At 63.4% G+C, this 25,685-nt stretch carries 23 protein-coding genes; 16 read left to right on the plus strand and 7 right to left on the minus strand.

Annotated features, from left to right (window positions below):
• The first annotated feature begins 9 nt into the window (after positions 1 to 9).
• The 3 genes from egtD to AC1MGT_RS20245 are packed head-to-tail and all read left to right on the plus strand — an operon-like array spanning position 10 to position 3,139.
• A complete protein-coding gene (gene egtD, locus AC1MGT_RS20235) occupies positions 10 to 978 on the plus strand; it encodes an L-histidine N(alpha)-methyltransferase (protein WP_499501764.1) in 969 nt (322 codons plus the stop codon).
• A complete protein-coding gene (gene egtB, locus AC1MGT_RS20240; protein WP_499501765.1) occupies positions 975 to 2,201 on the plus strand; it encodes an ergothioneine biosynthesis protein EgtB in 1,227 nt (408 codons plus the stop codon). Before egtD ends, egtB begins: the two co-directional genes overlap by 4 nt.
• Positions 2,198 to 3,139 carry a YihY/virulence factor BrkB family protein gene (locus tag AC1MGT_RS20245; protein WP_499501766.1) on the plus strand — a complete coding sequence of 314 codons (942 nt, stop codon included), beginning with the start codon at positions 2,198 to 2,200 and terminating at the stop codon, positions 3,137 to 3,139. Before egtB ends, AC1MGT_RS20245 begins: the two co-directional genes overlap by 4 nt.
• Before the next feature lie 62 nt (positions 3,140 to 3,201).
• Here AC1MGT_RS20245 and AC1MGT_RS20250 read toward each other — a convergent pair whose 3' ends face one another.
• On the minus strand, positions 3,202 to 4,164 hold the full coding sequence (locus tag AC1MGT_RS20250) for a TerC family protein (RefSeq protein WP_308638126.1): 963 nt from the start codon (positions 4,162 to 4,164) through the stop codon (positions 3,202 to 3,204).
• A 208-nt stretch (positions 4,165 to 4,372) separates the two neighbouring features.
• Between AC1MGT_RS20250 and nhaR the strand changes: the two genes are divergently transcribed.
• Entirely contained in the window at positions 4,373 to 5,269 is an 897-nt protein-coding gene (gene nhaR, locus AC1MGT_RS20255; RefSeq protein WP_499501767.1) for a transcriptional activator NhaR, read from the plus strand.
• Between the two features lie 9 nt (positions 5,270 to 5,278).
• On the opposite strand, the gene selD is transcribed toward nhaR, so the two are convergent.
• The 3 genes from selD to AC1MGT_RS20270 form a co-directional block, all read right to left on the minus strand.
• On the minus strand, positions 5,279 to 6,334 hold the full coding sequence (gene selD, locus AC1MGT_RS20260) for a selenide, water dikinase SelD (protein ID WP_499501768.1): 1,056 nt from the start codon (positions 6,332 to 6,334) through the stop codon (positions 5,279 to 5,281).
• A 138-nt stretch (positions 6,335 to 6,472) separates the two neighbouring features.
• Complete coding sequence (locus AC1MGT_RS20265) at positions 6,473 to 8,026, minus strand: DEAD/DEAH box helicase (RefSeq protein WP_343027716.1); 1,554 nt, start codon at positions 8,024 to 8,026, stop codon at positions 6,473 to 6,475.
• Between the two features lie 389 nt (positions 8,027 to 8,415).
• Complete coding sequence (locus tag AC1MGT_RS20270; protein WP_499501769.1) at positions 8,416 to 9,738, minus strand: transglycosylase SLT domain-containing protein; 1,323 nt, start codon at positions 9,736 to 9,738, stop codon at positions 8,416 to 8,418.
• Positions 9,739 to 10,083: 345 nt separating this feature from the next.
• Between AC1MGT_RS20270 and AC1MGT_RS20275 the strand changes: the two genes are divergently transcribed.
• Together AC1MGT_RS20275 and AC1MGT_RS20280 are read left to right on the plus strand one after the other, a co-directional pair.
• A complete protein-coding gene (locus tag AC1MGT_RS20275; protein WP_499501770.1) occupies positions 10,084 to 10,650 on the plus strand; it encodes a DUF1415 domain-containing protein in 567 nt (188 codons plus the stop codon).
• Positions 10,634 to 10,879 carry a DUF1289 domain-containing protein gene (locus tag AC1MGT_RS20280; RefSeq protein WP_499501771.1) on the plus strand — a complete coding sequence of 82 codons (246 nt, stop codon included), beginning with the start codon at positions 10,634 to 10,636 and terminating at the stop codon, positions 10,877 to 10,879. Before AC1MGT_RS20275 ends, AC1MGT_RS20280 begins: the two co-directional genes overlap by 17 nt.
• A 19-nt stretch (positions 10,880 to 10,898) precedes the next feature.
• Here AC1MGT_RS20280 and AC1MGT_RS20285 read toward each other — a convergent pair whose 3' ends face one another.
• Complete coding sequence (locus tag AC1MGT_RS20285) at positions 10,899 to 11,408, minus strand: DUF1993 domain-containing protein (RefSeq protein ID WP_332530021.1); 510 nt, start codon at positions 11,406 to 11,408, stop codon at positions 10,899 to 10,901.
• 172 nt (positions 11,409 to 11,580) lie between these two features.
• On the opposite strand from AC1MGT_RS20285, the gene AC1MGT_RS20290 reads away from it, so the two are divergent.
• Positions 11,581 to 14,721, plus strand: coding sequence for an EAL domain-containing protein (locus AC1MGT_RS20290; RefSeq protein WP_499501772.1), 3,141 nt, complete (start codon positions 11,581 to 11,583; stop codon positions 14,719 to 14,721).
• On the opposite strand, the gene AC1MGT_RS20295 is transcribed toward AC1MGT_RS20290, so the two are convergent.
• Positions 14,718 to 15,143, minus strand: coding sequence for a thioredoxin family protein (locus tag AC1MGT_RS20295; RefSeq protein ID WP_499504335.1), 426 nt, complete (start codon positions 15,141 to 15,143; stop codon positions 14,718 to 14,720). The two genes, AC1MGT_RS20290 and AC1MGT_RS20295, sit on opposite strands and share 4 nt — an antisense overlap.
• Before the next feature lie 89 nt (positions 15,144 to 15,232).
• Between AC1MGT_RS20295 and tsaB the strand changes: the two genes are divergently transcribed.
• The 4 genes from tsaB to AC1MGT_RS20315 are packed head-to-tail and all read left to right on the plus strand — an operon-like array spanning position 15,233 to position 18,231.
• Positions 15,233 to 15,940: a tRNA (adenosine(37)-N6)-threonylcarbamoyltransferase complex dimerization subunit type 1 TsaB gene (gene tsaB / locus AC1MGT_RS20300; RefSeq protein WP_499501773.1), complete on the plus strand. Its 708-nt coding sequence runs from the start codon at positions 15,233 to 15,235 to the stop codon at positions 15,938 to 15,940.
• Entirely contained in the window at positions 15,937 to 16,404 is a 468-nt protein-coding gene (gene rimI, locus AC1MGT_RS20305) for a ribosomal protein S18-alanine N-acetyltransferase (protein WP_499501774.1), read from the plus strand. The genes tsaB and rimI overlap by 4 nt, the downstream gene beginning before the upstream one ends.
• Complete coding sequence (locus AC1MGT_RS20310; RefSeq protein WP_499501775.1) at positions 16,401 to 17,309, plus strand: uracil-DNA glycosylase; 909 nt, start codon at positions 16,401 to 16,403, stop codon at positions 17,307 to 17,309. The genes rimI and AC1MGT_RS20310 overlap by 4 nt, the downstream gene beginning before the upstream one ends.
• A complete protein-coding gene (locus tag AC1MGT_RS20315; RefSeq protein ID WP_499501776.1) occupies positions 17,293 to 18,231 on the plus strand; it encodes a DUF1853 family protein in 939 nt (312 codons plus the stop codon). Before AC1MGT_RS20310 ends, AC1MGT_RS20315 begins: the two co-directional genes overlap by 17 nt.
• 456 nt (positions 18,232 to 18,687) lie before the next feature.
• Here AC1MGT_RS20315 and lplT read toward each other — a convergent pair whose 3' ends face one another.
• The gene (gene lplT, locus AC1MGT_RS20320) at positions 18,688 to 19,947 is read right to left on the minus strand and encodes a lysophospholipid transporter LplT (RefSeq protein ID WP_499501777.1); all 1,260 of its coding nucleotides are present in this window, start codon (positions 19,945 to 19,947) and stop codon (positions 18,688 to 18,690) included.
• Between the two features lie 160 nt (positions 19,948 to 20,107).
• Between lplT and alr the strand changes: the two genes are divergently transcribed.
• The 5 genes from alr (at position 20,108) to pstC (ending at position 25,673) form a co-directional block, all read left to right on the plus strand.
• Positions 20,108 to 21,214 (plus strand): alanine racemase, encoded by a 1,107-nt coding sequence (gene alr, locus AC1MGT_RS20325; protein ID WP_499501778.1) that lies wholly within the window; start codon positions 20,108 to 20,110, stop codon positions 21,212 to 21,214.
• Positions 21,215 to 21,226: 12 nt separating this feature from the next.
• Positions 21,227 to 22,603 carry a DNA repair protein RadA gene (gene radA, locus AC1MGT_RS20330; RefSeq protein ID WP_183551078.1) on the plus strand — a complete coding sequence of 459 codons (1,377 nt, stop codon included), beginning with the start codon at positions 21,227 to 21,229 and terminating at the stop codon, positions 22,601 to 22,603.
• A gap of 93 nt (positions 22,604 to 22,696) precedes the next feature.
• Positions 22,697 to 23,017 (plus strand): PilZ domain-containing protein, encoded by a 321-nt coding sequence (locus AC1MGT_RS20335; protein WP_499501779.1) that lies wholly within the window; start codon positions 22,697 to 22,699, stop codon positions 23,015 to 23,017.
• Positions 23,018 to 23,507: 490 nt separating this feature from the next.
• Positions 23,508 to 24,542, plus strand: a complete 1,035-nt coding sequence (gene pstS, locus AC1MGT_RS20340; protein ID WP_499501780.1) for a phosphate ABC transporter substrate-binding protein PstS — start codon at positions 23,508 to 23,510, stop codon at positions 24,540 to 24,542.
• A gap of 108 nt (positions 24,543 to 24,650) precedes the next feature.
• Positions 24,651 to 25,673 (plus strand): phosphate ABC transporter permease subunit PstC, encoded by a 1,023-nt coding sequence (pstC, locus tag AC1MGT_RS20345; RefSeq protein WP_183551087.1) that lies wholly within the window; start codon positions 24,651 to 24,653, stop codon positions 25,671 to 25,673.
• Positions 25,674 to 25,685 lie beyond the last annotated feature (12 nt).

Genomic DNA, 25,685 nt, shown 5'->3' on the forward strand with positions numbered 1-25,685 from the left:
ATAAACCCTATGCTGACATCCTGTACACCTGAAGACGTCGCGGCGCCCCGTCACAGCGCGCACGAAGCCGACGAACTGCACACCGGTCTGCAGGCGCCAGCCGCCTGGATCTCCCCCAAATACCTGTATGACGCACTTGGCTCGAAGTTATTCGAAGCGATCTGCGAACTGCCAGAGTATTACCCGACACGCACCGAAGCGGCGATCTTTGAGCGCTATGGCGCCGAAATCGCCCGTTCCGCGGGCACCGGCGCCACCCTGATCGACCTCGGCGCCGGCAACTGCGCCAAGGCAGCGGCGCTGTTCCCGCTGTTGCAGCCAGCGCAGTACGTGGCCATCGACATTTCCACCGACTTCGTGCACGACGCCCTGGCGCGCCTGCGCCAACGGTTCCCGCAGATCGCGATGGAAGCGCTGGGGATGGATTTTTCGTCAAGCTTCGAATTGCCGCCGCAGGTTAATGCCGGCCGGCGCCTGTTCTTTTATCCGGGCTCGTCGATCGGTAACTTTACGCCGGATGAAGCGCAGGGCTTCCTCACGCGTCTGCGTGCGCAGTGCGGCAACGATGGCGGCGTGCTGATCGGCATCGACCTCGCCAAGGATTCTGCCACGCTCGACGCTGCGTACGATGACGCGCTGGGCGTCACCTCGGCCTTCAACCTGAATTTGCTTCGTCACGTGAACCGCCTGATCGACGCCGACTTCGACATCAAGGGCTGGCAGCACCGGGGCGCCTACAACGCGGCCATGGGCCGCATCGAGATGCACCTGGAGGCGCGCAGCGCGCAGACCGTGCACTGGCGCGGTGGCGAGCGCCGCTTCGAAGCGGGCGAACGGATCCACACCGAGAACAGCTACAAATACCAGCAGGCCGACGCGATCGGGCTGCTTGAGCGCTCCGGTTTCGAGGCCACGCGCGTCTGGACCGATCCGCAGCGCTGGTTCGCCGTCATTCACGCTCAGGCGATCGCATCATGAACATGATGCGCGATGACAGCTTGCCACGCGCTTTTGCGCAGGTACGTACCCGTTCGCTGCAGTTAGCCGAGGGCTTGTCTGACGAAGACTGCTGCGCGCAGTCGATGCCGGACGCGAGCCCGATGAAATGGCATCTGGCGCACACGACGTGGTTTTTTGAAACCTTCATCCTCGAGCCGCGCGAAGCCAATTTCGCGCCATTTCATCCGGCGTTCCGGGTGTTCTTCAACTCGTACTACAACGGCGTGGGCAACAAGCATCCGCGCGCCCAGCGCGGGCTCTTGACGCGCCCGGCGATGAGTGTCGTCAGGGACTACCGTGCAAATGTCGACCGCCGTATCGCCGATCTGCTGGCCGGCGGCATCGACGAGACGCTGGCCACGCTGATCGAACTGGGCCTGCAGCACGAACAGCAGCACCAGGAACTGATGCTCACCGACGTCAAGCATTTGCTGGCGCAAAATCCGCTGTACCCGGCGTATGCGACGGACGCCATGGCGCCGTCCGCACCGGCCGAGCCGCTGGCCTGGCTCGATTTCGAAGGCGGCCTGGCCGAAGCTGGTTATGGCGGCAAGGGCTTTTGCTTCGACAACGAATTGCCGCGCCACCGCACCTACGTGGCGCCGTTCGCACTGGCCTCGCGCCTGGTCACCAACGGCGAATACCGCGCGTTCATCGAGGCGGGCGGTTACCGCGATCCGGCACTGTGGCTGGCCGAAGGCTGGGACCGCGTCAACAGTGGCGAGATCACCCATCCGCTGTACTGGGTGGAGCAGGCCGATGGCTGGCACGAGTTCACGCTGCATGGTCTGCAGCCGCTCGACCCCGAGCTGCCCGTCACGCATGTCTCGATGTACGAGGCCGATGCCTTTGCGCGCTGGTCGGGCGCGCGCCTGCCGACCGAATTCGAGTGGGAATTCGCGGCGCGCCAGGCCTGTCTGGGCAGCGGCCCGGCCCATCATCCCGATGCTGCCAGCGGCGCTGGCCTGCAACAGATGTTCGGCGCATGCTGGCAGTGGACCAGCAGCAGCTACGCACCGTATCCCGGCTTCGCACCGGCGCCCGGCGCCATCGGTGAATACAACGGCAAGTTCATGATCAACCAGTATGTCTTGCGCGGCTCGTCCTGCGCCACGCCAGGCGGTCACGCCCGGCCCAGCTACCGCAACTTCTTCCCGACAGGCGCGCGCTGGCAATTTTCCGGCATTCGCCTCGCCCGATGAGTCGTCGGCGTGACTGGACGGCGCGCCTGAAAGATCAGCGCGCCAATGTCTATATCCTGAATCATCCGCTCAAGTTCACGCTGCAAGTCCTGAAGGGGTTCCGCGCCAACCAGGGCCTGCTGCTGGCGGGCGCCGTGGCCTATTACGCGCTGCTGTCGATCGTGCCGTTTTTGATGCTGGTGATGGTGGTGCTGTCGCACTTCATCGACCCGGCCGAGTTGCTGGAAACGCTCAGCCGCTATCTGCAACTGCTGGTGCCGGGGCAGTCGGCGCCGATCGTGGCCGAGGTGGCGCACTTCCTGGACGACCGGCAACTCATCACCTGGGTGCTGGCGGTGACGATGCTGTTCTTCAGTTCGCTTGCCTTCACGGTGCTGGAAAACGCGATGAGCGTGATCTTCGTGCACCGCGTGGCGATCCGGCGCCGGCATTACCTGGTGTCGGCCGTGCTGCCTTATTGCTATATCCTGGCGCTGGGCGTGGGCATCATGGTCGTCACGCTGGTGGCGGGCGCGCTGCAGGTCATGGGGCGCGAAAGCGTGTGGCTGTTCAACTATGAGTGGTCGCTGAACGGCGTGTCCGGTGCGCTGCTGTATCTGCTGGGGCTGATCGGCGAGATTCTCGTGCTCACGTCGATCTACCTGGTGATGCCGGTGGGGCGGCTGTCGATATGGCACGCCGCCATCGGTGGCGTGACGGCAGCGCTGCTGTGGGAAGCAGCGCGCCACATTCTGGTCTGGTATTTCTCGACGCTGTCGCAGGTGAACCTGGTGTATGGCTCGATGACGACGGCCATCGTCGTCATGTTTTCGCTCGAGATCGCAGCCACGCTGCTCCTCCTGGGCGCGCAGGTGATCGCGGAGTACGAGCGGGTCGGCCTGGTGCCCGACGATGCGGCGCAAGACCCAATGACAACGGCGCCAGACGCAGCCCGGTAAGTTCCGGGTGCTCCTGGCGCCGTTGGGGGCGCTGTTGTGGACGCTACGGGCAAGCGACTAGCTTATTTGTCGTCCTTCTTGGTGATGAACACGCTGGCAATACAGCTACCGGCGATCAGCACAGCCACGACGGTCAGCGAAGCCTGCACTGGCACGTGGTACCACGGCATGATCAGCATCTTGACACCGATGAAGGTCAGGACCATTGCCAGGCCATACTTTAGCAGGTGGAAGCGGTCAGCCACGTCGACCAGCAGGAAGTACAGCGCACGCAAACCCAGGATCGCAAACATGTTCGACGTGAACACGATGAACGGGTCGGTCGTGATCGCGAAGATGGCCGGGATCGAGTCGACCGCGAACACCAGGTCGGTCACTTCGATCAGGATCAGCACCAGGAACAGCGGGGTGACAAAGCGCACACCGTTGATTCGCACGAAGAACTTTTCGCCGTGGTCGCCTTCGGACACTTTCAGGTGCCTGCGGGCGAACTTCAGGATCGGGTTGTTGACCACGTCCGGTTCTGCATCGACGGCCACCAGCATGCGGATACCCGTGAACAGCAGGAATGCGCCGAACAGGTACAGCACCCAGCTGAATTCGCTCACGACCCACGCACCGGCGCTGATCATGATGGCGCGCATGATGATCGCACCGAGCACACCGTAAATCAGGACGCGGCGCTGGTATTGCTGCGGCACCTGGAATGCGGTAAAGATCAGCAGGAACACGAAGACGTTATCGACCGACAGGGCTTTTTCGATCAGGTAACCGGAGAAGAACTCCAGCGCTTTCTGGTCCGCGATTTCCGAGCCGACGCTGCCTTTCAGATACCACCAGAGGCCGGCATTGAACAGCAGGGCCATGCTGACCCAGACGAGCGACCAGATACCCGCTTCCTTGACGCTGACCTTGTGCGCCTTGTTACCGCCAAAGACGAACAGGTCGAGCGCCAGCATCACCAGCACGAAGCCGACGAAGCCAGCCCACATCATGGGGCTTGCAATTGTTTCCAGACCGTTCATTGGTTGCTCCCTTCATGGCGCAGCTCGTGCAGCCGGTTGTCCTGCGCCCGCGCGCAGGAATGGTGGACAGGATGTGTCATTGGTATGGCACCTATAGTTTGTGGTGAGGACTCGACTATAGGGGAGCGCGAAGCATCGTACAAATCGAATATAATTTCATATAACATCGAATTTAACGATGTATTGAGTCCATGTTATTGGAGAGCACATGTCTGCGCTGAACTACAAGCACCTGCGTTACTTCTGGATGGTGGCCAAGACCGGCAGCATCGCCAAGGCGGCCTCGCAGCTGAACCTGACGCCCCATTCGATTTCAGGGCAATTGTCCGAATTCGCCGATGCATTGGGCGTGGCGCTGTTTCGCAAGTCGGGCCGCAGCCTCGAGCTGACCGACACGGGCCGCCGCATCGTCAGCTATGCCGAAACGATCTTCAGCACTGGCGACGAATTGCTCGAACTGGTGCGCGACAAAAGCTTCGCCACGATGTCGTTCCGTATTGGCTGCGCCGATTCGGTGTCGAAGCTCATTGCCTGCCAGCTGGTGGAGCCGGCGTTGCGGCTGAAGGAGCCGGTGCGGCTGATCTGCCGCGAAGGGCGGCTCGACAGCCTGATCGGCGACCTTGCCGTGCACCGGCTCGACCTGGTGATTGCCGACCGACCGATTCCCGGGCATTTCAGCGTGCGCGCGTACAACCACTTGCTCGGCCAGAGTCCGATGACGGCGCTGTGCACGCAGGCGCTGGCGGCCACGTTCGATCAGCCGTTTCCGGCCTGCCTGGACAATGCGCCAATGCTGTTGCCGGGAGAAGATTTCGCGATCCACCAGCGCCTGTTGCGCTGGCTGGAGCAGGCCGAGGTCCATCCGCACATCGTCGGCGAATTCGACGACAGCGCGATGATGAATGCGTTCGGCCAGTCAGGGGCAGGGGTGTTCTTCGTGCCGACGGTGATTGCGGCGCAGGTGAGCCAGCAATACCAGGTGGTGGCGCTGGGCCAGATCGATGGGGTGGTGGAGCAGGTGTATGCGATCACCACCGAACGCCGGATGAGTCATCCGGCCACAGTGGCGATCAGTACGCTGGCGCGCGACAAGCTGTTTGTTTAATACCTGCGGTTATGGCTTGACGCTGATGCCTGGCTCGCCGGCAGCCATGCGGCCGATGATCGCAGCGTCGGCAAAGCCTTCGCGTGCGAACAGCGCCAGCACCTCATCGGCGGCTGCCGGGTCGCAGGCCACCAGCAGCCCGCCCGAGGTCTGCGGATCGGTCAGCAGCGCGCGCTGCTCGGGCAGGATCGCCGCATCGAGCTGCACGTCCTTGCCATACGCTTCCCAGTTGCGGCCCGATGCGCCCGTGAAGTAGCCATCCTGCGCCAGTTGCAGGACGCCCGGCAGCAGCGGAATATTCGGCATGTCCAGCGTGGCATGCAGCTTCGCGCCGCGCGACAGTTCGAGCAGGTGCCCCAGGAGGCCAAAGCCGGTGACGTCAGTCAGCGCGTGCACGTTCGGCATGTCGGCCAGCAGGCGTCCGGGTTTGTTCAGTTTGGTCGTGTTGGCGATCATCGCCGCGTAGCCGTCAGCGCCGAGCTTGTCTTTCTTGAGCGCGGCCGACAGCACGCCCACGCCCAGCGGTTTGCCGAGAATGAGCACGTCGCCATCGCGGGCGTCGGCATTGCGTTTGACTTTCGACGGATGCACAAGGCCCAGCACGACCAGGCCATAGATCGGCTCGACCGAATCGATCGTGTGGCCGCCGGCAATGGGAATGCCCGCTTCGGCGCAAATGGACTCGCCGCCGCGCAGGATCTGGCCGATCGTGTCGAGCGGCAGCTTGTTGATCGGCATGCCGACCAGCGCCAGCGCCATGATCGGCGTGCCGCCCATCGCATACACGTCCGAGATCGCATTGGTGGCGGCGATGCGGCCGAAGTCGAACGGGTCGTCGACGATCGGCATGAAGAAGTCGGTGGTGGCGATCAGGGCCTGTTCATCGTTGAGCTTGTAGACCGCGGCGTCATCGGCGGTCTCGATGCCAACCATCAATTCCTTCGGCACGGGGAAGCCATGCGACGACTTCAGGATCTCGGCCAGTACGCCGGGCGCGATCTTGCAGCCGCAGCCGCCGCCGTGCGAGAACGAAGTGAGTTTGATGGGTTGGTCGCTGGTGCTCATGGGATGTCCGGTAATCGTTGATCGTCTTGGATTATCCACCATGTAGCGTGGACGTGCCAGGCAGGGTGCCAGTAATGGAATTGGCGGCCATAAAAAAACGGCTGCCGAAGCAGCCGTTTCTTGATTCACGCAGGGTGATTACTCACCGAACGAACGACGCACGCCGTCCGCCGAACGTGGGTGGGCACCCTTGTAACCGCCTTCGCGACGGGCCGGCTGGCCTTCACGCGGGGCGCTGAAACGGTTGCCGTCACGTGGCGCGCTTGGCGCACGTGGTGCGGCGCCTGGAGCGCGTGCCGGACCGGCTTCACGCGGACCGCGGTCAGCGTAACGGCTTTCCGATGGGGCGCCACGGGAACCGCTGGCGGCGCGGTCGGCATAGCCTTCACGCGCACCAGATGGCTTCGAGAAACCGCGCGATGCCGGCTTGGCCGACGGGCTGCGGCCATCGCCTGGCTTCCAGCCGGCGCGGGCCGGTGCTGCAGCGCGCTTTGGCTCGAAACCTTCGACGACGGCGACCGGGATCGGCTGGCGCGTGAAGCGCTCGATGCGGCGCACGTTCATGCTTTCAGCGTGGTTCACCAGCGAGACGGCGACACCGTTACGGCCTGCACGACCGGTACGGCCGATGCGGTGGACGTAGTCTTCCGGGAACTTCGGCAGGTCGTAGTTGACGACGTGCGTGATGCTCGGCACGTCGATGCCGCGTGCGGCGACGTCGGTTGCGACCAGCACCTTGATGCTGCCACGACGCATGCTGTCCAGCGTGCGGTTACGGGCGCCCTGGTGCATGTCGCCATGCAGTGCGGCAGCAGCGAAACCGGCGATGTTCAGACGGTCGGCGATCGTGTCGGCGTCACGCTTGGTGGCGGTGAAGACCACGGCCTGGTCCATCGATTCGTCGCGCAGCAGGTGGTCCAGCAGGCGATTCTTGTGCGACAGGTCGTCGACGAAGTGGACGCGCTGCGAGATGTTTTCGTGACGGTTGGTCGCGCTGGCGATCTGGATCGTCATCGGATCGGTTGTGATACGGCGCGCCATGTTGCCGACGACGCCATCCAGCGTGGCCGAGAACAGCATGGTTTGACGGGCCGACGGGGTCGCGGCAACGATTTTCTCGATGTCGTCGATGAAACCCATGTCCAGCATGCGGTCGGCTTCGTCGAGCACGAGGATCTCGAGCTGCGAGAAGTCGATCTTGCCCGACTCCATGTGGTCGATCAGACGGCCTGGGGTAGCAACCAGGATTTCAGGGTTCTTGGCCAGCAGTTGCATCTGTTTCGGGTACGGCATGCCGCCCAGGATCGAGACGCAGCGCAGGCGGCGCATGTGGGCCGTGTACTGTTCGGTCGCAGCCGAGACTTGCAGGGCCAGTTCGCGGGTTGGGGTCAGCACCAGCATCTTTGGCTGGGCAGCCTTGAAACGGACGCGCTCGCCCTTGGCGCGGGCAGCCTGCGCTTCTTGCGCAGCGGTCTTGCCGGCTGGCGTTTCTTCGGCGTTGGCCAGCTTGTTCAGTGCTGGCAGCATGAAGGCGGCAGTCTTGCCCGAACCGGTTTGCGACGAGACCAGCAGGTCGCGGCCGGCGATGGCGGCAGGAATGGCTTGCGCCTGCACTGGCGTAGGGGTGGTGTAACCGGTATCGGCAACAGCCTGGACGAGGGACGCGTGGAGGCCTAGGGCTTCAAAACTCATGTGATCTGTACTTTCGGAATAAATCAAATACGCTCGCACGGATGGCGCGAACGAAAAAATGCAACGCGAACCAACAAACGAAATGACTCAGAATGAAAGAAATTTCGGCACAAAAGCTTTGCGCCGGGACGGTGTCTGAAAGCGACACACAGGGCGGGAGGGCTTTAGAAAGGCGCTCTAATGAGCTGCCTGGGGTTTGCGGTGCTGCTTGGATGACTGCCTTGCTGCTGCCTGGCCTGAATGTTTTCAGAGCAGGGCGCGATGTCGCAGTGCACAAACCGCACTATACAGGTTTTTCGGCCTTCGTGCACGGACCCTTTGAAAATCGTATAACTGGCTGCGTGCGAAACGACTGCCGGCACCCCCGTGGCGGGGATGCCGGCCAGGGATCAGCGCTGCTTGCGCTTGGACGACGTATTGCGGGAGATACGCTTGCTGTCCTTGCGCACGCCAGCCTTGGTCTTGAAACGGCTGGTGGCGCGCTTGACGATGCCGCGGTCGGTTTCGAACGCGACGACGGCGTTGTCGATGATGTTCTCGGCAATGTCGCCATGGCTCGAGGTCGAGATTTTCGGCACCAGGATCGTCGAACCCACTTTCAGGAGCGACTGCGCTGGAATGTTATTGGCCTGGCGGATGACTTCCGGTGTGGTGCCGAACTTCGAAGCCAGCGAAGCGATGCTCACGCGCGCACCGGTGATCTTGTGCGTGGTCCAGGTGGACAGCGCCTGGCCCCATTGCGCGAGGTTCAGGTGGAATTTCTCGGCGTTTTCTTTCGGCAGCAGGATCTGGGTCTGGGCGCCGCCGATGATGACCGGCTTCTTGAACTGCGGATTGAGCGCCTTGAATTCGTCGAGCGACATTTCGGCCAGCTGGGCTGCGACTGCCAGATCGATGTCACTGGTCTTGTCGACCGTGGTGAAGTAGGGCTGGTTGTCGATCGCTGGCAGCACGACGCCATAGTTGCCCGGATTGGCGATCACGTTCTTGACCGCCTGCAGCTTTGGCACATAGTTGCGCGTTTCGGCTGGCATCAGATCGGCCAGGCTTTCGAAATCGGTTGGTTTGCCTGCGGCCTGGTTTTTCTTGATGGCGCGCTGCACATTGCCTTCGCCCCAGTTATACGCAGCCAGGGCCAGCGGCCAGTCGCCGAACATCGTGTACAGGCGCTGCAGATAGCTCAGCGCCGCATCGGTGGACGCCACGACGCCACGGCGCTCGTCCTTGAACATGTTTTGCTTGAGGTCGAAATCTTTGCCCGTACCTGGCACGAACTGCCACAGGCCGGCGGCATTGGCGCTCGACATGGCTTGCGGATTGAAGGCCGATTCGATCACCGGCAGCAGCGCCAGTTCGGTCGGCATGCCGCGCTTTTCGAGCTCGGACACCACGTGATACAGGTAAGGGGAAGCGCGGCCGGAGATGCGGGACAGCGTGGCGGGATGATTGGCGTAGGCCTGGGTATGACGGGTGACGAGCGCGTTGTTCAGATCGGGAATCGCGTAGCCGCTGCGAATGCGGCCCCAGACGTCGGTTTCGCGGTATTCATCGAGTTTGGTCTGGACTTGCGAAGTTGCTGTGGTGGTGCGGCTGCCGACTGCGGCAGACTGGACGGTAGGCAGGGAGGCTGCGTCCATGGCAAAACTGAGGGGTGACGCGGCCAGGAAGGCCAATGCAGCCAGTGCGAAGGTAGGACGTTTCGTGTTGTGCATAGCTTTCCAATGTTGCGTTCGGGAACGAACGGACCGAGGACCAGGAGGCAGTGTACGAAGGGATTGTCGAGCGAGTCAAGATGTATGACGCCTTCGTTACAATAAAAATGCCTTCTAGAATCGCGCGCGTTGACATCATGAAAACAGAAGATGCCATCAGGATCATCGAAATTAATGAACCGCCGGTATTTTTAGTCAGCAGCACCGGGATTTGGCGCCGCTATTCACTGCGCATACGACCACGTCCAGCAAACGTTACCCGTGGAGCTGGGCCGATCTATGAGCACACGCAAAGAGTGCGTACAATCCCGCTTTTGCTGTCTGCATTGCTATTGAAAGTCTTATATGAGCACTCCCAACCTCAACGCCGACGATGACGCCATCATCGGGGCGACCCGCAACTGGCTCGAACGCGCGGTGATCGGCCTGAATCTGTGCCCGTTTGCCAAGGCCGTGTATGTCAAGGAGCAGGTGCGCTTTGTCGTTGCCACCGCAACCACACCCGAGCAATTGCTTGAAACCTTGATGGACGAGCTGCAGCACCTGTCCGACACGGACGCCGCCAAGACCGACACCACACTGATCATTCACCCGTTCGTGCTGGGTGATTTCGAGGATTACAACGAGTTCCTCGACGTGGCCGATGCCGCGCTCGAGGACATGCAGCTCGATGGTGAACTGCAGGTGGCCAGCTTCCATCCTTTATATCAGTTCGCCGACACCGACATCAACGATATCTCGAATTACACGAACCGCGCACCGTACCCGATCCTGCACTTGCTGCGCGAAGAGAGCATCGAGCGCGCCGTGGAAGCCTTCCCGCAGGCGGAAGAGATCTTCGAAAAGAATATCGAGACGATGGAACAGCTTGGACACGACGGTTGGGACAAGCTCCATGTCGGACCAGCGTGAAGCGGGCGGGGCCAGCCCCGCACGGGTGACGCCGGTAACGCCCGGAACCCCAGCCGGCCGGCCGGACACGCCGTGCGTGGCGGTATGCTCGACCACGTTCGACGAAGTCTGCCGCGGTTGCGGTCGCACTGTGGCCGAGGTTGCTCACTGGGTGTCGATGAGCGCCGATGCCAAAGAGCTCGTCTGGCAGCGCATCCTGGCGCAGGGTTACCCGCGCCGGAACAAGTGACCGCTGTTAGTTAGCGTTATTAATAGCTGCCGATAAAGTCGCGCTTGCCGATCGGCACACCGTTGTGGCGCAGGATCGCGTACGCGGTCGTCACGTGGAAGCCAAACTGCGGCATCGCGAAGTGGGTCAGGTAGACCGCGCCGGTGTCGAAATGGCGTGCGCGTTCCCCGCTGCCGTGGGTGATCGGGCGGGTTGCACCGGCGTCGATGTCGGCTTGTTCCAGGCTGTCCAGGAAGCCGACCGTACGCGTGATGCGCTGCTGCAGTTCGGTGAAGGTGCGCTCGCCATCTTCGTAGCGCGGCGATTCGATGCCGGCCAGGCGCGCCCCGGCGCCCTTGGCGAAATCGGTGGCGAGCTGGATCTGGCGCGCCAGCGGGAACATGTCGGGGAACAGGCGGGCTTGTAACAGGGCATCCGGTTCGATGCGCCGCTCCAGCGCATGGGCCTCGGCTTTTTCGAGCACGCCAGCCAGGGCGTCGAGCAATTGGCGAAACACCGGCACCGAAGCGGCGTACAGGGAATGACTCATCAGATTCTCCTCGATTAGAAACGCGTTCATGACAATCCATCATAGCAAGTCTGGTCGCGCGTTGCCGACCAGTAGTTATGGGCCGTTAGCTAGTGACGCTTAGCAAGCGACGGCGCATAATCGCGTTTTTTACATCAAGTCAGTAAAACCAGCGCCGGCGGCGCCAACGACCATGTCCACATCGTCATCTACCAACCCTACCATCCTGTCGCGCCTGGGCAGCCTGTATGGCCGCTCGCTGTACCGCGCCTTGTTACTGGTGGTGTTCGTCGGGCTGGCGGGGCCGGCGGCCGTGGGCAGTTATCTTCTGATCGGGGTCCAGGAGCGCGCGGCGGTTGCCGCGGCGCTCGACGAATCCCTGCAGCGCAATGCAGAAATCCTCGCGCTCGGCGTGCAGGAGCCGCTCTGGAATCTGGATCCGGAAACGGCGCGGCCGCTGCTCGATGCGATGCTGCGCGACCCGGCCGTCGTCATGGTCGAGCTGCATGGCCCGGAAGGCGAGGTCGCGCTACGGGTGCGCTCGCCGGCGCGGCCGCTGGGCCAGGTGCTCCGCGCCGAACGGCCGGTTGTGATGCGCGGCGAGACGATCGGTACCGTTCGCCTCGAGATGGACGACTACCTTAGCCGGCAGGAGCTGCGCAGCAAGCAGCGCAACTATGCGCTGGTCGTTGTCGGGCAGGTCGCCGTTTCGCTGCTGCTGATCGCGTTGCTGTTGCGGCGCCGGTTGCTCTCGCCGCTGCGCAGCCTGATGCGGTTTTCCGACCGGCTGGCGCGCGCTGACTTCGATACGCCGCTCGCGCTGTCGGCGGCCGACGAACTGGGTCGCCTGGGCCGGCAGATGGAGCGCATGCGCCTGGCCATTCGCGATCTGTTCGCCGACATCGCGCGGCGTGAAGAACAGTTTCGCAGCATCGTGAACCAGGTCCCCGGCGCCGTGTTTCGCGTGCGCGCCGGTGGGGCCATCGAATTCGTGAGTGATGCGATCGAAGACATCACCGGCCACTCGGCAGAGCGCCTGATGGGCGCCACGACCGACGACTGGAGCGATATCGTGCATCCGGAAGACCGGCGCCGGTACAGCCACACGGTGCGCCACGCCACGCGCGTCGGTGACGCATATCAGATGGAATACCGGATCATCGATGCGCACGGCGTGGAGCGCTGGGTGCAGGAAAGCGGCCAGCCGCAGGGATTATCGGGCGCGGCTGCGCTGGACGGCGCGGTGCGGATCGACGGCATCATCTCGGATATCAGTGAGCGCAAGCACAACGAGATGCGCATTGAGGCCCTGCTGACCGAACAGAGCGCGATCCTCGACAACGTGATGTTCGGCGTGCTGTTCGTGCGCCAGCGACGCATCGTTTCGAGCAACCGGCGCGGCGAAGCCTTGTTCGGCTATGACGAGGGCCAGATGGTCGGCCAGTCGACCGAGATCCTGTACCCCACGCGTGAAGATTACGAGCAGACCGCCATGACGCAATACCCGCTACTGGCGCGGCGCATGGACCTGGGCGAGGAACACCAGCTGCGCCATCGCGACGGCAGCCTGTTCTGGTGCCTGGTGAGCGGCTCGGCGCTTGACCCGGCGTACCCGGACGAAGGCAGCATCTGGGTGTTCGCCGACATCACCGAGCGCAAGCTGGCCGAAGAAAAGCTGCGCCTGTCGGCCACGGTCCTCGAGCATATCGCCGATGGCGTGATGGTGCTGGACGTGACGGGCCGGATCGTCGCCATCAACCCGGCTTTCACCTGCATCACCGGCTATAGTGAAGAGGAGGCGGTGGGACGTGAGTCGAGCATGATGCGCGGCCGGCTCCAGGACGACGCCTTCTATCACAAGCTGTGGCGCGAGCTGGACGAGACGGGCTTCTGGCGCGGCGAGATCTGGGATACGCGCCGGGATGGCGAAGCGTATCTGGAGTCACTGACCGTCACGGCGGTGCGGGGCGACGCTGGTGCGATCACGCATTATGTGTCGGTCTTCAGCGACATCACGCGCGCGCGCGAATCGCAGAACCAGCTCGATCACCTGGCGCACCACGATCCCCTGACCGCGCTGCCCAACCGCCTGCTGTACCACGACCGCCTGCGCCACGCGATGACGCGCGCGCAGCGCGACGGCCAGCAGCTCGCGGTGCTGTTCATCGACCTCGATCGCTTCAAGAACGTCAACGACACGCTGGGGCACCACGTCGGCGACGAACTGCTCAAGCAGGCCGCCAGCGCGCTGGCCCGGTGCCTGCGCGAAGGCGACACGCTGGCGCGCCTGGGCGGCGACGAATTCATCGTGCTGCTCGAGGATATCGGCGGCGTCGCCGGCGCGGCGCGCGTGGCGGCCAAGCTGATCGCGATGTTCGAGCAGCCGTTCATGGTGTCCGGCTACGAGCTCTTTGTCACGGGCAGCGTCGGCATCAGCCTGTATCCGCAGGATGCGCAGGACATGCACATGTTGATCCGCAATGCCGACGTGGCGATGTACCAGGCCAAGGCGCGCGGGCGCAACGGCTACCAGTTCTATGCGGCGTCGATGAGCGGCGACGGCGTCGAACGCCTGCGCATGGAAGGCCTGCTGCGCCGCGCGATCGACAAGAACGAGATCTATCTGGCGTATCAGCCACAGGTTGAAATTGACAGCGGCCGGCTGACCGGCGTCGAAGCGCTGGTGCGCTGGCACAGTGCCGAGCTGGGGCAGATCGGGCCGTGCCAGTTCATCCCGCTGGCCGAAGACACCGGTTTTATCGGCCAGCTTGGCCAGTGGGTGCTGCAGGAAGCCTGCCGCCAGATGGTGGCGTGGGAAGCGCAGGGTTTGAGTATGCCGAAGATCGCCGTGAACCTGTCGGTGCGCCAGTTCGAGCGCGGCGGCATGGCGGCGATCGTCACCGAGGTGCTGGAATCGACCGGCCTCGCGCCGCACCGCCTGCAGCTGGAAGTGACCGAGTCGATCATCATGAACACGGGCGACGCGCTGCAGTACGTGAAAGACCTGCACGCGATCGGCGTGGGGCTGGCGATCGACGATTTCGGCACCGGCTATTCATCGCTGGCGTACCTGAAGCAGTTGCCGGTGCAAACGCTCAAGATCGACCGCAGCTTCATCAAGGATATCTCGCAGGGGCCGGACGACGAGGCGATCGCGGTTGCCATCATCCAGCTTGGCAAGAGCATGAACCTGTCGGTGATTGCTGAAGGTGTCGAGCGCGCGGATCAGGCGGCCTTTTTGCTGCGCCATGGGTGCAATCTGGCGCAGGGGTATTTGTATGGGAAGCCGGTGGCGGCGGATGAGATTCTGGCGCGTTGGGGCGGGCAGGATTAGTCCGCGCCGCCCAGCAGTTGCCGCAGATTGCAGTCGCGCTGCCATTCGCGGCGCTCATCGCTCGATTGCGCCAGGCGCACCAGTTCGGCCGGCGCGATCTCGGCCTGGGCCTGGATCAGCCGATCGGCCACGCCACCATCGGGCACCATCGTGCCGAAAAACGCCACGGTGTCGCCGCGCTGCAGCAGCAGCGTCGGGAAGTTGTCGACATCGAGGTCGCCGACCAGGGCGGCCTGGTCTTCGATGTCGATCCAGATGAAGTGCTTGTCCGGGTGGCGCGCGGCCAGGTTCTCGAACGTGGCGCGGTAGGTCGCGCAGGTGCCGCACCAGGCGGCGCACAGGCAGGCGACCGTCCAGGCGTCGTCGTGGACGGCGGCGACAGCGGCGTCGAGGGTCGTGGAATCGAGGGTCAGGCTATGCATGGAGCGCATTTTACTCCGTGTTGCGCCGCAATGTGGCGGGGAAGGCCGAGCGGCATGGATGGCGCCCGGCCAAGCGGTTAAAATACGGGATGCCTACCATTCTTGCCATTGAAACCTCGGCCGAGCTGGCGTCTTGCGCGCTCCTGGTCAACGACGCCGTTATTTTCCGTGCCACTGCCGGCGTGCGCAGCCACTCGCAATCGATCCTGCCGATGGTGCAGAAACTGCTGCGCGAAGCCGGCATTGCGCTGGCGGACTGCGACGCGATTGCCTTCGGGGCCGGTCCCGGCTCGTTTACCGGCGTGCGCACGGCGTGCGGCGTGGCACAGGGATTGGCGTACGGCGCCAATCTGCCGGTGCTCCCAATGGTCACGCTGGCCGCGATGGCTGAAAGCTGCCGGGCGCGCTGCGGCGCGACCGAGGTGCTGGCGGTGCTCGACGCGCGCATGGGCGAAGTCTATTGGGCGCAGTACCGCTTCGATGGCGCATGGCGCGAAGTCGTGGCGCCCACGCTGAGCGCGCCGCAGGCCGTGGCGCCGCTGGCGGTGGCTGGTCTGCAGGCGTGCGGCAACGGCTTCGAGGCGTATCCCGACGCCTTCGCCGGGCAGGCATGTGCTGCCGGCGCCATGGCCGACATCGTGCCGCATGCGCGCGAGATGGTGCCCCTTGCCGTTGGCGCGCTGGCGGCCGGGCTGGGCGTGCCGGCGGCGCAGGCGCAGCCGATTTACCTGCGCAACAAGATCGCGTTTACCACGGCCGAGCGCCTGGTGATCAATGCTGCCAAGGCCGCCGCATGAGCGACCTGCAAGATCTTGGCCTGCAACTGGCGCCGATGACGGCGGCCGATGTGGGCGAGGTGTGCGCGCTGGAGGCGAGCGTGTTTCCGTTTCCCTGGAGTCGCGGGAACTTCATCGACTCGCTCAACAGCGGCTACGATTGCTGGACCGTGCGCGATGATGCGGGCCAGTTGGCCGGCTACTACCTGTTGATGTACGCGCTGGATGAGGCGCACCTGCTCGACGTCGCGGTGGCGGCGAATCGCCAGCGCCAGGGACTGGGCCGGCGCTTGCTGGCCGTGCTGGCGGCGCGAGCGCGCAGCCAGGGCATGACGTCGATCCTGCTCGAGGTGCGGCCGTCGAACGAGCGCGCGCTGGACGTGTACCGGCGCCATGGCTATGTCCATATCGGGCGCCGCAAGGGCTACTATCCGGCCGGCGCCGCGGGCCGTGAAGATGCCATCGTGATGAGACTGGATTTATGAAGACCGTGAGCGGGCGCGATGCGCTGTTCCTGAACGAGATGGGGATTGGGCCGTTGTGGCAGTTGCGGGCGGCTGCGCCTTCCGCGGATGCTGCTGGTGACGATGTTGTCGCCAGCGATGTTGATTTCGCTGGCGACACTGCGCCGGCGGTGGCGACTGCTTCTGCGCCGGCGGTTGTTCCGGCTTCTGCACCGGTGCCGGTGCCCGATCCTGCTCCGCTCGCGCGTGGGATGACGCCGCTGTCGGCGCCACCGTATCGCAATCCGCCGCCCGTCGCCACTGACGCTGCGTGGGACGACGGCAGTGACGCCGCGCCGGCCGCGCCCGACGTGTCGACGCTCGACTGGACGGGCTTGCGGCAAGCGATTGCCGGCTGCAAGGATTGCGCATGCGGGGAAGGGCGCAAACCCGTGTATGGCAGCGGGCCGCGCCAGGCGGTCTGGCTGATCGCCGCCGGCACGCCAAGCGCGCTCGACGAGCAGGCGGGCCAGCCGCTGACGGGTGATCCGGGCAAGCTGCTGGACAATATGTTGCACGCGGTCGGCCTGTCGCGCGAGCGCGATGCGTATGTCACGCCACTGGTGAAGTGCCGTCCGGTCAACGCCAGGGGCGGCGAGCGCGCGCCGACGCCTGACGAAATCACGGCGTGCCGGCCGTTCCTGGAACGCGAGCTGGCGCTGACGGGCGCGACGACCGTGCTGACGATGGGGCAGGTCGCAGCCAACGGCCTGCTGGGCCGCGCCCCGACCGAGCCGCTGGCCGGCGTGCGCGGTCAAGTGCACGCGTTGAACGAGGTGCCACTGGTCGCCACGCTGCATCCGGGTGAATTGCTGCTGCGCGGCGCCGATAAGGCGCTGGCCTGGGCCGACCTGTGCCGGGCGCGTTCGCTTGAACCCCGCACCTAGCTATCAGGCCGCGTTCCACGCGCGCTGGCGGCACCTGACGTTGCCACCGGTGCGCGCGCTGGCCTGGCTGCTCGATTCGCCCGATCTGCTCGATGGCGCCGCACCGGCATGGGCTGGGCGCGTGGCAACGCTGGGGTCCGTCACGGACGAGGTCGCCACCTGGCTGGCGCAGCTCGATGCTGACCCCTCAACCCTGAACGCCGCGCTCGGCGAGAAACCGTACACGCGACTGGGGCTGTACGCCGAAAAGCTGATGGCGTTCTACTTCGCGCAGCAGGGGCGGCTGGTCGCGCACGGCCTGCAAATCCGCGCCAACCGCAATGACACGGTCGGCGAATTCGACTTCCTGCTCGAAAATGGCCCGGATGCGCTGGAGCACATCGAGTTCGCGACAAAATTCTATCTGCAGGGAGAAGGCGGCGCAGGTGGCCTCGACACATTGGTCGGCCCCAACCTGGCCGATACGCTGGGCCTGAAGATGCGCAAGATCTTCGAACGCCAGCTCGCACTCGGCCAACACCCGGCCGCGCAAGCGCAACTGCCACGTCCCGTCAGCAAAGCCGGCGCGCTGGTCAAAGGCTGGCTGTTCTATCCGGCCGGTCACTGGCCGGCAATGCAAGGCATCACCCAAGGCCATTGCCGCGGCTTCTGGTGCGCGCTAAGCGAGCTGGATAGTCTGCCCGACGACATCTACGTGATCCTGCCAAAACTCGAATGGCTGGCGCCACTGCGCACCGCTTCACCGACTTGGACAATGACCCGCGCACAACTGGCAGCCGAACTGACCGACCGCTTTGCCACCTCAAACACCCCAGCGCTGATCGCAAGAGTCCGCCCACAAGACGACGTGCTGGAAGAAGTCGACCGCGGCTTCATCGTCCCCAACGACTGGCGCACCCGCGCCCAAACCGCCACCCCCTAACCCCTAATGAGGGTCAGAGTCGATTTATTGAGCAATTTCCCGAATTGCCCAATAAATAGCCCCCGACCCTGCCTCAAACCCCGCCGATCAGCTCGCCAAACAAAGTAGGGTCAGAGTAGATTTAATGGGCAATTCCCCAAAGTTGTCAAACAATTCGACTCTGACCCTAATTATTTTTTTGCTTGCAGGATTCGTTTAGTTTGTCTGCAAGCATCAAATTCAGCCGATGGCTGAATCGGTTCGGAAAGCGCTGACAAATGCGTAGCGGCCAGCAAGTTCAGCCCGCCAAACAATTAGGGTCAGAGTCGAATTATTGAGCAATTTCTCGCGAATGCGGAGAAAGTGGGGACAGAGTGACTGTCCTGAGCTATTGCCTGCTGGGTATGCCGAGCAGGGCAGGCTTCATGGAAAGGGGTCAGGCGAAACGTTGTCAAACAATTCGACACTGACCCTAGTTTAGTGTTTGCCTTCGCCGATGAGGCCCAGGGAGTCGTGTTCGCGCTGGTTCATCAGGTGGCGGCGTTGGATCAGGAGCATGATGCCGGCGACGGACAGGCCGAAGATGACGATGATGATGTTCAGGTCGAGGTTCAGCGTGATCATCACTGCGTAGGCGGCGAGCATCGTCAGGATCGACAGGTTCTCGTTGAAGTTTTGCACCGCGATCGAGTGACCGGCGCTCATCAGGACGTGGCCGCGGTGCTGCAGCAGCGCGTTCATCGGGACCACGAAGAAGCCCGACAGGAAGCCGATGAAGGCCAGCAGCGGGTAGGCCAGCGTGACCGATTTCACGAACACCATGCTCGTCACCACCAGGCCCATGATGATGCCCATCGGGATCACCGTGAGCGACTTGCGCAGCGGGATCATGCGGGCGGCCATCGCGGCGCCCAGTGCGACGCCGATCGCGACCACGCCGATCAGGTTCGTCGCCTGGTCCAGCGGCAGGCCCAGCGATGCTTCGGCCCATTTGAGCACGATGAATTGCAGCGTCGCGCCAGCGCCCCAGAACAGCGTGGTCACGGCCAGCGAAATCTGCCCCAGCTTGTCGCGCCACAGTGTGGCCGAGCAATTGGCGAAGTCGGTGATGAGCTTGATCGGATTGCGTTCCTGGTGCTCGTAGCGCGCGCCGGTGTCCGGGATGCGCAGGTTGAAGATGGCGGCCAGGATATAGATTGCGACCACGACGGCCATTGCGGCCTCGGCCGGTGTGTCGATGCCCAGGCGTGGTAGCAGGTCGAACGAGAGCAAAAAGCCCGAGCCGCGCGGGCTGACCAGCGTGCCGCCCAGCACCGTGCCGAGGATGATCGACATCACCGTCAAGCCTTCGATCCAGCCATTGGCCGGCACCAGTTTTTCCGGCGGCAGCAATTCGGTCAGGATGCCGTATTTGGCAGGCGAATACACGGCCGCGCCAAAGCCGACGACGGCGTACGAAATCAATGGGTGCACCGTGAAGAACATCAGCGCGCAGCCGAATACCTTGATGATGTTCGCGATGAACATCACGCGGCCCTTGTTGAGCGCATCGGCGAAGGCGCCGACGAAGGCGGCCAGCAACACATAGAACAGGACGAACGACAGCTTCAGCAGCGGAGTGAGCGATGCCGGGGCGTCCATTGCGACGAGCAGGCTGATCGCGACAAACAGGAGCGCGTTATCTGCCAGCGACGAGAAGAACTGCGCCGCCATGATGGTATAAAAACCACGGTTCATTCTAAAATTCTAAAGTTCGGTCCGGGTTGCTTTATACCATGAATGGCTGGCGTGGCGAAGCCGTACGATGCGCCGTGGCTGCACCGGCAACGCCCGTTGGCCTGCTCCGGTAGAATAGCCACTCCAACTTTTCGTACCGGTTTCATCCCGATCGCCGACCATGCCGCGCCCACTCCTTGCCACCATTCACCCGGAATCGATGCAGCACAATCTGTCGCAGGCCCGCACCTGCGCGCCTATGGCGAAGATCTGGGCGGTCGTCAAAGCCGATGCCTACGGCCACGGCCTCGAACGCGCGATGCATGGCTTTGCCACGGCCGATGGCCTGGCCCTGATCGAGCTCGAAAACGCCATCCGTCTGCGCGAACTTGGCTGGATCAAGCCAATCCTCTTATTAGAGGGATTCTTCGAAGCAGCCGACGTGCCCCTGCTTGCCGAACACAATATCGTCACGGCCGTGCACTCGGTCGAACAGATCAAGCTGCTCGAATACACCCAGCTCTACCGCCCGATCGATGTCTACCTGAAAATGAATACGGGCATGAACCGCCTGGGCCTGCGCCCGGACGAGTACGCGGCCGCCTACAAGCGGCTGCGCGCGATCCCCGACGTGCGCAACATCACGCACATGACGCACTTTGCCAACGCCGACGAACTCGAGCACCCGCTATTGACCATCGCCGAGCAGGTGCGCCGCTTCCAGATCGGTGCCGGCGATTTGCCCGGCGAGCGCAGCCTGTCCAATTCGGGCGGCGTGCTGCATCAGGCCATGATCAGCGAGCACCTCCAGAACGACTGGGTCCGGCCCGGCATCATGCTGTACGGCGGCACGCCGGGCGGGCGCAGCGCGGGCGATTTCGGCCTGCGCCCGACGATGACGCTGCGCTCGGAAATCATCGGCATCCAGCACATCGAGCGCGGCGACACGGTTGGCTACGGCAGTCGCTTCGTGGCCGACGGCCCGATGACGATCGGCGTCGTCGCCTGCGGCTATGCCGACGGCTACCCGCGCAGCGCCCCGCATGGCACGCCGGTGATCGTCGATGGCGTGCGCACGGGGCTGATCGGCCGCGTCTCGATGGACATGATGACGGTCGACCTCTCGCCGGTGCCCAATGCGCGCATCGGCAGCAAGGTCACGCTGTGGGGCGATGGCCTGCCGATCGACGACGTGGCGCACGCCGCCGGTACGATCGGCTACGAGTTGATGTGCGCCGTCGCGCCGCGCGTGCGCATCGCCGAAGGCCGCCTGGGCACCGATGGATAACTGATAGAGAACATGGCAAAAGCAAAAACCAATTACACCTGCTCCGAATGTGGCGCGATCGCCACCCGCTGGATGGGCCAGTGCGCCGACTGCAAGGCCTGGAACACGATGGTCGAAACCGTCGTCGAAGCGCCCGGCGTGAACCGTATGTCGCAAACGCCGCACCGCGCGCTGGCGCAGACCGCACCAGTGCTGTCGCTGGCCGATATCGAGGCGATCGACGTGCCGCGCTTTGGCACCGGCATCGAGGAATTCGACCGCGTGCTGGGTGGCGGCCTGGTGGCCGGCGGCGTCGTGCTGATTGGCGGCGACCCGGGTATCGGCAAGTCCACGCTGCTGCTGCAGGCGCTGGCCAGCCTGTCCAAAACGCGCTCCACGTTATATGTCAGCGGTGAAGAATCCGGCGCCCAGATCGCGCTGCGCGCGCGCCGGCTCGCGGTCGACGCGCAAGACCTCAAATTACAAGCCGAGATCCAGCTCGAGAAAATCCTCGGCACGATCGCCGACCTGAAGCCCGAAGTGGCGGTGATCGATTCGATCCAGACCGTGTATTCGGACGCCCTGACGTCCGCGCCCGGTTCGGTGGCCCAGGTGCGCGAATGCGCGGCGCAGCTGACGCGCGTGGCCAAGCAGACCGGCGTGACGATCATCCTGGTCGGCCACGTGACGAAAGAGGGCGCGCTGGCCGGCCCGCGCGTGCTCGAACACATCGTCGATACGGTGCTGTATTTCGAGGGCGATACGCAGTCGAGCTTCCGCCTTGTGCGGGCGATCAAGAACCGCTTCGGCGCCGTCAACGAGCTGGGTGTGTTCGCGATGACCGAAAAAGGCCTGAAAGGGGTGTCGAATCCGTCCGCGCTGTTCCTGTCGCAGCACGACACGCCCGTGCCGGGCTCGTGCGTCATGGTCACGCAGGAAGGCACGCGCCCGCTGCTGGTCGAAATCCAGGCGCTGGTCGACACGAGCCACCTGCCCAATGCGCGCCGCCTGTCGGTCGGTCTCGAGCAGAACCGCCTGGCGATGCTGCTGGCGGTGCTGCACCGCCATGCCGGCATCGCCGCGTTTGATCAGGACGTGTTCATCAACGCAGTGGGTGGCGTGAAGATCACCGAACCGGCGGCCGACCTGGCCGTGCTGCTGGCGATCAATTCATCGATGCGCAGCAAACCGTTGCCGCGCGGGCTCGTGGTGTTTGGTGAAGTGGGCCTGGCCGGCGAGATCCGGCCGGCGCCGCGTGGCCAGGAACGCTTGCGCGAAGCGGCCAAGCTGGGCTTTTCGATTGCCGTGATCCCGAAAGCGAATGCGCCGAAGCAGAAAATTGAGGGCATGACGATCATCGCCGTCGAACGCATCGAAGAAGCGTTCAACAAACTACGCGAACTCGACTAGGCGCATGGCACACCGGCACGGCGCAACAATGTCGTGCCGGATCCTGTGGATGTTCCTATAATAGTGTCTCTTTTCAGGCATCATGGGAAACAAGTGTTACAAGAGCAGAGGCAGTCCCCGCGCAAAGTATTGCGTACCAAAGTCTTGCTGGCCATTGACGGTCGGGCGCCATTCACCGGCAAGAGCGTCGATGTCAGCCCCAACGGCATCAGTGTCAACATCCCCGATCCGGTGCCGGTCGGGCTCGCCAGCCAGCTGCGTTTCGACCTGATGATCGACGGTCGCTTCACGACGATCGACACCCGTGCCAAAGCGTTGCACTGCATTTTCAGCGGCGGTGAGTACAAAGTGGGGTTTCAGTTTCAGAGCCTTGACCTGGCAGCCGTGACCGCGTTGGCGCGCTTCCTGCGCTGACAGTAATGCTGACATCGACGCTGACATCGACGCACCATGCGGCAAGCGGCGAGCGCCCTGAGGCCTCGCCGCTTGCTGTCTGACCCGCTGAGCGGGTTTGTCGCTATTCGTGATAGCGGTCTTCGAGTTCCCTGGCACTGCCACGTACTTCCTGGTAGATCTCGAACGCGACCAGTGCCGCCAGCCCGCCCAGGATCCCCATGACCATCATGTCCAGCATACAATCATCAACGCCGTTGGGCATTCCCTCCATGTGAAACCGACACTTCAGGTTAGCAGCTGACACGGTATTTACAAGGCTGGCGCAGGTGGAAAAATATTGGTGCACGCCCAGCCGCGCGCCGCATCCCCACCGGCAATGCCATGCTTGCGGCCGTGTCATGTTCGTGTCACATTTCAGAATATGTCATGAACTTGTCATATTCGCCCGCTAGACTGCGCTTCATCGTCAGCGGGATCGTCCCGTCGTTCTATTTTCAGAGGATCAGATATGCGCATGAAGCATCTCTTCGTTTCGATCGCCGTTGCCGCTTCGGCATTCACCGCAACCGCCCAGGCCGCCAACATCACCGGCGCAGGCGCGACGTTCCCTTATCCGATCTACGCCAAATGGGCCGAGCTGTACAAGGCAGCGACCGGCAATGGCCTGAACTACCAGTCGGTCGGTTCCGGCGCCGGCATCAAGCAGATCAAGGCCAAGACCGTCGACTTCGGCGCGTCCGACATGCCGCTGGCAGCCGCTGAACTCAACGCCGCCGGCCTGTTCCAGTTCCCGGCCGTGATGGGCGGCGTCGTGCCGATCGTCAACCTGGCGGGCATCGCCCCGGGCCAGATGAAACTGAGCGGCGCCGTCATCGCCGACATTTACATGGGCAAGATCGTCAAGTGGAATGCGCCGCAGATCGCTGCGCTGAATCCGGGCGTCAAACTGCCGGACGCCGACATCACCGTCGTGCGCCGTGCCGACAGCTCGGGCACCTCGTTCCTGTGGACCGACTTCCTGTCGAAGTCGAGCCCGGAATGGAAGACGAAAGTCGGCGCCGGCACCACCGTCAAGTGGGCAGTGGGCGTGGGCGGCAAGGGCAACGAAGGTGTGGCCGCCAACGTGCAGCGCATCAAGGGCGGCATCGGCTACGTCGAGTGGGCCTACGCCAAGAAGAACAAAATGTCGCACACCCAGCTCCAGAACAAGGATGGTGTGTTCCTGCAACCAAGCGACGACGCCTTCAAGGCCGCCGCTGCTGGCGCCAACTGGTCGGGTACCCCGGGCTTTGCGGTCATCCTGACCGACCAGCCAGGCAAGGACAGCTGGCCAGTCACGGGCGCATCGTACATCCTCGTGCACAAGGCCCAGGACGCGGCCAAGGGCAAGGAAGTGCTGAAGTTCTTCGACTGGTCGTACAAGAACGGCGCCGCCTCGGCTGCTGAACTCGACTACGTGCCAATGCCTGCGCCGGTCATCAAGCTGGTGCAGGACGCCTGGCGCACCAATCTGAAAGACACCACCGGCAAGGCGCTCTGGTAATCCACTAGTTTTCATCATCGAAGGACCGGCCCGACCGGTCCTTCTGCATGCCAGCAATATTGACAAAACGATATTGATTACGAGTCTTATAGCGAGTCTTCCACACATATGAGCGCCCACCCATCCTTGTCCGCGCAGGACCTGCCTGAACAGGCAGCAGCCGAAGACGCCCGCCGTTACGCTGCACTGCGCACGACGATGCGCAATCAGCGCATCCAGGACTTCTTCTTCCACAAAATCACGCTGCTGTTTGCTGCCACGGTCCTGGCGGTGCTGATCGGGATCATCATCTCGCTGGCCATCGGCGCCGCGCCGGCGTTCTCGCAGTTTGGCCCGGGCTTCATCACCCGCGTCGAATGGGATCCGGTGAACGACGAGTTCGGTGCCATGATCGCCATCTGGGGCACGCTGGCCACATCGATCATCGCGCTGGCCGTGGCCTTTCCGATCAGCTTCGGCATCGCGCTGTTCCTGACGGAGATCTGCCCGGCCTGGCTGCGCCGCCCGCTGGGCACCGCTGTCGAACTGCTCGCCGGCGTGCCGTCGATCATCTACGGCATGTGGGGTCTGTTCGTGTTCGCGCCGATGTTCGCCGACCACGTGCAGCCGCTGCTGAAAGAAACCATCGGCCAGTTGCCGGTAATCGGCGTCATCTTCCAGGGCCCGACGATGGGTATCGGCATCATGACCGCCGGCCTGATTCTGGCAATCATGATCATCCCGTTCATCGCCTCGGTGATGCGCGACGTGTTCGAGATCGTGCCGACCGTGTTGAAGGAATCGGCGTATGGCCTCGGTTGCACCCGCTGGGAAGTGGTGCGCAAGGTCGTGCTGCCATATACCCGCAACGGTGTGGTGGGTGGTGTCATGCTGGGCCTGGGCCGCGCGCTGGGTGAAACGATGGCTGTGACGTTCGTGATCGGTAACGCGCACTCGCTGTCGGCCTCGCTGTTCTCGCCAGGTAATTCGATTTCGTCGACGCTCGCCAACGAATTTGCCGAAGCGGCCAGCACGCTGCATTCGTCGTCGCTGTTTGCGCTGGCACTGATCCTGTTTGGCATCACGTTCATCGTGCTGTCGGCGGCCAAGATCATGCTGCTCGGTATGTCCCGTAACGAAGGTACGAAATAAGATGGCAACTGA

This window comes from Telluria sp. BA11 (assembly GCF_056680305.1).